The following is a 7,020-nucleotide window of genomic DNA, read 5'->3' as shown; positions in this document are numbered from 1 at the left end:
TTTGATACTTTGTAGGCTCGCGTATTGTCTGAATCACGGATTATCACGGATTATGCAGATTAACGCGGATTTTAAGAGTATCCCCGTTTGTAGTGGCGCAATTCATTGCGTCTCTTTGCTGGATTTTGTACGTCCTATCCAACTTACGATTATTGATAGTACTCAAGCCTCTGTCTCTTGTCTCGGTTCAGATATATGACGAGTCAGGCACCCCAGAACGCCCTCTTGCATCTTTTCTATTTCCGCCCGGTACCCACTTGAAACGAGCGAAAATTCTTCAGCGGAGGCTTTAACACGCAATTGCCAGAGTAAGTTTTGAAAATAGGCGATACGTTGTTGACTCGTTTTGAGGTATGTATCATTTTGAATCATGGTATGACTTGAGCTGCCTCTTAATCCGATCTTTCTGACTTCAGACTCGCCAAAGCAATCTCCCTAAACTGAGATATGAACATTATGGCACAAGTACCCTTTGGATGTTCTCTCCCAGATAATCTACAATTTCTTGCCGGTTTATTTCAAGGCTGGAGAATTGCACAGGACATACATCATCAAAGCGAGCGACCACTTGACGATTCGCAACTTCTCTATCTTGGAAAATCCCCAAAGGACGAAATGGAATGTCCCATTGTATTACTTTTTGTAACTTGATTGTCGCATCTCGGATTCTATCATTGTTGGCAAGGGCATATACAAAAAGCGGTTCAGGCATCCCATTGATACGACAATCTACTGTGTACTTTTTCGCCTCATCACGTTCTGGATCGTACCAGTCGAAAGCCCTATCCGCTTCTGGAATGACCTCATGGAACAGTGCCTGAAAATCTGCGATAAATGTGGATTGGACATGTTCTGTTGACAAGCATAACACATCTCCCATTTTTATCAGTGCTTGGGCAAAGGTGTATAATGCATCACCAAAGTGCGCGTCTTTGACTTCAAGAATTAATTCTCCAAAACGGTCTTCAACTTTAAACGTAGACAGAGCATTTGAAATAATTTTCCCGCGTGTACCCCTAAATAATTTCCTCTCATCAATATCGTAGGTAAGGTGCATATAGGTATGCCCTCCGTCTGAGAGTAACCAGCGTCCTTGTTCTTTTTTTAGAACAATGGCTATGTGATCACCGGAAAACGATCTCTGCCATCGGGTAAAACCCGAACCTTTGCCGAGACTTTATCAATAAAGTCTTGTTCTATAGATTTTATTGACATTGCTTAGCCCTCCTCAAATAGGGTATCTTGTAACGCATTAGGGTCTTCAAAATTTGCATCCGCAAAAAGACATTTCAAAGCACCGTTGACATCAGTATAACGTTCTGTTGGTTCGGCGTAATCTTCCTCCCTTACACTATTCATGTGAAAACCCGTCACTATTTCATTTTCAATTGGGTTGATGTGTTCATGGTTGCCGCCATTATAGCGTCTAAGTCGAAAAAATTTCTTCGGCGATGGAACTTTAACACCTAAGACAACTGAAAAGTTCAATTCGTCGGAAACGCTCATTCTGACAATAACTCGAAATTTGTTCCCCTCTTCTCCGGTTATATTCAGGAGATATTCATTGCTTCCGCGATTCATTCTTTTTTTAAGTTTGCTACCCCAATTGTCTGGTAACACTTTGCGCTCTTGTATAAATGCTTTGATTTCTTCATCTGTAAATATTATACCCATAATTTATTCAGATTTCAATAGGCGCCCCTTGCCCGTGAGGAGCTGCTGCATCATCCCCTGCTTGATGGCACGTGTTTTGTCCCGACGCTGTTCCAATGCGGCAATCTCGGCATCCATATCTGAAAGGATAGAAGTAATAGCGCGTTGCTCGGATACCTGAGGAGGACAAGGAATTTCAATTAATTTCACGTCTCGGCTGTTAATAGCTGGGTAGTTTGAACCAGCAAGAATTTTTGTAATCTGATCGTTTACACTCTTGCTAAACAATTGGGAAAATAGAAAATAAGGATCGGATAGGTTGTGTTTGGCACGAAGAACAGCAAAACCTGTAGAACAAACGGCATTTGGTATTTGTTCCTGAAAAAAGAGATGTGCCATAAGATTCGATCTGACTGTTGACATGAGCACGTCCCCATTCCGAAGTATACGCCTCGCTCTTGAAGGGGCTGTCCGAAAGATCTCTTCGGAGTAACCAAGTAGTTTTCCAGAATCGACTTGCTCAAGCGAAATGTAGTTAAACTGGTAGTCTGGAATCGTATTGCTTGAAAAGTTCTCAGGATCAATGTCCGAAACATCCACCAAACGTTTCGTCTCCCACACCCCGCTAAACCCCGGCAGTCGCGTCTTATCCGTCAGAAGTTGCTGCATGGTGGCTTGCTTAATCGCCAACTTCTTTGCGATCAGTGTGTCTAAGGCGTTGAGCAACCCATCCACATCCGACAATACCTCGGCAATGGCATGTTGTTCAGGTTTCGGTGGAACAGGTATAAGGTAATTAGAAATCTGCGGAGCCGTTAACTGAGGAACCCCAGTGCTTTCAACAGCGAACTCGATTCCGTAATTGATGTACTCGCAAAAAAATCGCGCGTCAATTGAAGTTTTTGGTTTCAAGACTATAAGCCTACCAATTGCCACGAATGGCGTATCTCTATAGAAGGCTTGTCCCAAAGTACCTCTTCCAGTGACAGTGATTGATCCTGATAGTTCTTCTGCATAATTGCTGAAACCATAAAGACCTTGTTGAGTCAAACCATTTGCATAAATGGGATATGGATAACGATTATCTCGAACATCGCTGCAGTTGGATGGATCATAATCCCCTCCAGCTTTTGCTTCAAATAAATCGCCGATTCGCATTACTTGCCACCCAGAAGGAAACTGGTCCGTTATTATGTTTTGGCTCACGCTCAATCAACTCCCATATTCCTCAAATGTTCCTCAACTCTTACACTATACTCTTCCACTTCCTCTGCTAATGCCAGCAACGGACTCTCGTAGCGTTCCTCCAACTCTTGGACGCGCCCTGTGAGTGCTTGTGTCAACCTCTGGACTTCACCGTTAATCGCTGCGTGAATACTGGCGAACCACTTATCGGCAACCACAAGCACCTTGATGTCGTCCTCGGTGAGCGTGGCATAGCGCGCCAGCACCTGTGTACCCAGTGCGAGTTGCGCATCTTTTACCACTTTATCCGCTTTCGATTTCGCATCGAGTAGAGAAAGGCAGCGCTCAAGGGCATCCTGTTCGTCGTCGCTGTCTTGCGTCTCATGGCGGGTGAGCATATCCGGGGTGAGTGCCTTGAGACGTGCTTTCACGCTGCTGGCGGTGATGTTGCCACTGTTGTTAGTCGCATCTGTGAGCAATCCGTCCTCGCCGGTGTGTTCCTCGATGAATTCCGCCAGTTCGCTCTCCGCGGTCGTCTGTTTGGTTTGTAATGCCTCAATGGCGGTTTGTTCTTCAGCGAAGTAACGCGCAACGATCAAGGACGGCGGGATCAGGTCCATCTTGTATCTGTTCTTTTTGATGACGAGGTCGGGTGTCTCCTTCACCTGTTTGTTCTGAATGACCTCGCGGGGGTTTGCGGCTTCGACCCAACCGTCTGCGACGATGAGATACACATCGTCCTGCATTGTCCCATCCCAGAAATCCATCAGTTTCTGATAGACATCGTAAGGATCAAGGAGTGGTAAGTCGTCAAACCGCTTTAGCAGATTCTCCGACAGTGTTTGAATGATTTCTCTGGGAGACGTGTCAACTTCAATATTTAGCAGAAGGGGTTCGTGTGTCTCACGCCACGCCTGAAAGATGGCATTGACCTGCTGTTGGTAATCCTTGAATTCGGGATGCGTGAGGAGGGTCGTTTTTACGTGTTGGGTCTCCATGAGCGGATCGCTGTATCCAGGTCTGCCGTTGGCTTTGAAGAGGGCATTTCGGAGTGTGGGGAAGACCGTCCAGTAGTTGTTGAGTGCGTCTATATCGGTGTTGGGGATACCACCGTTGAGATGTGCGCCGAGGTCGTGGAGGTCTTCGGGTTCAGAGGCATCGATATAACGTGGGATATTGAGGTTATAGGTGTTGGCAGTATCGGCAATTTCAGAGAATGGAACCATGCGTGAGTAGCGCGGTAATTCCGTCTGTGCATTGAAGACCGAGACGATTTTATGGATGTCTTGGGCGCGAAGCCGGTTTTTGTTGCCGTCCTTGAGGAAACCTCTGCTGGCATCAATCATGAAGATACCACTGCGGACATGGGCGTTCTCTTTGTCAATCACAAGGATACAGGCAGGGATCCCAGTGCCGTAGAACAGATTGGCGGGTAAGCCGATGATGCCCTTGATATAACGGCGTTGGATGAGGTTCCGGCGGATGTCAGCCTCTTTGTTGCCACGGAAGAGAACCCCGTGTGGCAGGATAATTGCCCCTTTACCCTTGCTTTTGAGAGAGGCGATGAAATGGAGTAGGAAGGCATAATCCCCATTTTTCGCAGGCGGGACCCCGTATCCGAAACGTCCATATTCGTCATGTGCAGGATCTAGCCCCGTCGTCCACGCTTTATCAGAAAATGGAGGATTGGCAACAGCAAAGTCGAAGGTCTTCAGACCGTTCTCGTCGGTAAATTCGGGTGCGGAGAGTGTGTTACCATGTCGTATTTCGGCGGTTTCATCGCCGTGAAGGATCATGTTCATCCGTGCCAATGCGTAGGTGGCGTTGTCCTTTTCCTGTCCAAAGACGCTCATACCGTCTGGTGATTCGTCAGCTGCCCTGAGTAATAAGGAACCGGAGCCGCACGTTGGGTCGTAGATTGTATCTGTGCGTTGGGTATTTTGACCGATGCCGATGACCTTCGCCATAACGCGGGAAACTTCCGCTGGTGTATAAAATTGCCCTTTACTTTTGCCGGATTCGGTGGCGAAATGGCGCATGAGATACTCGTAAGCGTCGCCTAAGAGGTCATCGCCCTCTGCTCGGTTCATTCGGAGATCCAGCCCTTCAAAGATGCCGATGAGTCTGGAGATCCGATCGATCATCTCTCTGCCCCTGCCGAGTTTGCTCTCGTCGTTGAAATCGGCGAGGTCGATGACACCTTTAAGGGGCTCGTTTTCATCGGCGAGTTTGCCGATAATCTTGTTCACCTTATCCCCTATCTCAATATCGCCCTTGAGCTTCACCATATCGGTGAACCCTCCGCCTTCGGGGACTTCGATGAGTGAACCCGCAGGGCTGTCGGCTTTGTCGGAGATGTATTTCATGAAGAGGAGCGTCAGGATGTAGTCTTTGTATTGGGAGGCATCCATGCCGCCGCGGAGTTCGTCGCAACTTTGCCAGAGCGAGGCATAGAGTTGTGATTTCTTTAGTGCCATTCGTGGATCCTTTCTTTATGTTGTGTCCTGTTTTACTATGAGAATATTTTTATACAATTCCGTTAAAAATGTTACGATAGTGTAATATTTTGTGGACAGAAGCCATTGGCAGGAAACCCAGTGGATACGAGGGTTCACAGGTCTTTTTCTTCTGATTTTTCCGCGCGGGAAAAAAAATAATTTTGCGGAAAGTGTAACATTTTGGGTAATGTAAAAATGACAAAGCCGTTTTCCTTATTTTCAGTATAGTATAATTATATCGTATTTACGTGTAGGTGTCAAACTTTTTTAGATGGGACAGTGGTATAGCACCATCCAACCATAGGTATCAATTTAGGGCTTTTATAGCTCTTTAGCAGCGATAAACATGCTGAAGAAACACCCCAGCAAAAACCGTTACAAGGAAACCTGATGGCTCTTTGAACGCATTTCTATAAACATGGCATCCCGACCAGGCATTGATCAGATACCGAGTGAACCCAACGCTTTCGTTGTGAGGTATCCGCACCCCTAACGGTATGAAGTTGGGTTTCGCTGCGTTCTTGTGTGGATATGCCGAATTAAATTTTCATAAAACCTTGCCAGCGAAGGAGGAACGTTTGCCTCTAATAATCGGCGATGGAGCCATCTGGTAGTCTACTATCGGGCCAGGTGAAACGTCTGCCCGCTTCCCGTCCGACTTCAATAACCTTTGCTTCATCCACGGTAACGCCTAAACCGGGTCCTTCTGGCAGTGAAACGTAACCTTCTTCATCCATCTCCCATGTTTTGTGGGCAACGCCGTCTGGAAGGACGTTCTCATAGCCTTCATGAATGAGGAAAAACGGCACAGCCGCGGATAAGTGGAAACTCGCGGTGAGACCGAGGTAGGACATCGTGCAGTGCGGCGCGATCGGGACGTGGTGTGCTTCGGCGAGTGCTGCAACTTTCTTAACTTGCGTAATACCGCCGCCGTGTCCAACATCGGGTTGAAGGATGTCAATCACTTGTGCTTCAAGGATTTCGCGGACCTCCCATATCGTGCGGTCGCGCTCTCCGGTGGCAAGTGGCACAGGGACGGATTCTCGGATCTTACGCATCACTTCAATATTGCCCGGCACCCATGCCTCCTCTAAAAAGAGTAGGTCGTCTGGCTGCAGGTAACTCGCGAATTGTTTGACAATCGGTGGCGGTAGGCAGCTATGTGCATCGAACATCACGGCACCATCGGAACCGACTTTCTCCCGTGCCTCGCGGATCCGCTGGACGAGATCCGAAATCTCATCAGGGGTGCCAGCAAACGGCTGAGAGCCGCCAGGTCCCGTCTTAATTGCTTTCGGACTCGGATACTTCCAAATCTTATCGCGGCAGGGACCGCCGAGTAAGCGATAGACAGGTACGCCCCAAAGCTTCCCGGCTATATCCCACAGTGCCATATCAATGGCGGAGATGGTATGCACCATCAACCCTCCACCTCGGATGTTGCGGTGTGCGCGGAACAGGCGTTGCCAGTGGTGCTCAATGCGCGTCGGGTTTTCCCCGATAATCAGTTCCGACAACGAACGCGCTAACGCACAGGTGACGGTTGTCTCCATATTGTTAATCTCGCCCCACCCCGTCACACCCATGTTCGTTTCAATTTTGACGTAGGCTTTCACTCCCATCGGGAAAGCCTCAAGGTTCGTCACTCGAATCTCAGAACCTTTATCTTCATAATCTGCCATTT

At 47.7% G+C, this 7,020-nt stretch carries 5 protein-coding genes and 1 pseudogene; all 6 read right to left on the bottom strand.

The features are described 5' to 3' along the window. Window positions 1-162: 162 nt before the first annotated feature. The gene (locus tag J4G07_21650; protein ID MCE2416589.1) at window positions 163-372 is read right to left on the bottom strand and encodes a hypothetical protein; all 210 of its coding nucleotides are present in this window, start codon (window positions 370-372) and stop codon (window positions 163-165) included. Window positions 373-454: 82 nt separating this feature from the next. Further along, window positions 455-1,215: pseudogene (locus tag J4G07_21645) on the bottom strand (DUF1828 domain-containing protein). Between the two features lie 3 nt (window positions 1,216-1,218). Beyond that, the gene (locus tag J4G07_21640) at window positions 1,219-1,674 is read right to left on the bottom strand and encodes a hypothetical protein (GenBank protein ID MCE2416588.1); all 456 of its coding nucleotides are present in this window, start codon (window positions 1,672-1,674) and stop codon (window positions 1,219-1,221) included. 3 nt (window positions 1,675-1,677) lie between these two features. Then, a complete protein-coding gene (locus tag J4G07_21635; GenBank protein ID MCE2416587.1) occupies window positions 1,678-2,811 on the bottom strand; it encodes a restriction endonuclease subunit S in 1,134 nt (377 codons plus the stop codon). Between the two features lie 50 nt (window positions 2,812-2,861). After that, the gene (locus J4G07_21630; GenBank protein ID MCE2416586.1) at window positions 2,862-5,315 is read right to left on the bottom strand and encodes an SAM-dependent DNA methyltransferase; all 2,454 of its coding nucleotides are present in this window, start codon (window positions 5,313-5,315) and stop codon (window positions 2,862-2,864) included. A gap of 605 nt (window positions 5,316-5,920) precedes the next feature. Next, window positions 5,921-7,020 (bottom strand): mandelate racemase/muconate lactonizing enzyme family protein (locus tag J4G07_21625; protein MCE2416585.1); only part of this gene is annotated, 1,100 nt, incomplete at its 5' end.

The organism is Candidatus Poribacteria bacterium (assembly GCA_021295715.1).
In the GTDB taxonomy this organism is placed as follows: domain Bacteria; phylum Poribacteria; class WGA-4E; order WGA-4E; family WGA-3G; genus WGA-3G.
This window is presented reverse-complemented; position numbering and strand designations above follow the sequence as displayed.

What these genes read in the sequence shown, in the direction of transcription:
- J4G07_21630 (MCE2416586.1), bottom strand. Translation starts at nt 5,315, where the DNA reads ATGGCACTAAAGAAATCACAACTCTATGCCTCGCTCTGGCAAAGTTGC.
- J4G07_21640 (MCE2416588.1), bottom strand. Translation starts at nt 1,674, where the DNA reads ATGGGTATAATATTTACAGATGAAGAAATCAAAGCATTTATACAAGAG.
- J4G07_21650 (MCE2416589.1), bottom strand. Translation starts at nt 372, where the DNA reads ATGATTCAAAATGATACATACCTCAAAACGAGTCAACAACGTATCGCC.
- J4G07_21635 (MCE2416587.1), bottom strand. Translation starts at nt 2,811, where the DNA reads ATGCGAATCGGCGATTTATTTGAAGCAAAAGCTGGAGGGGATTATGAT.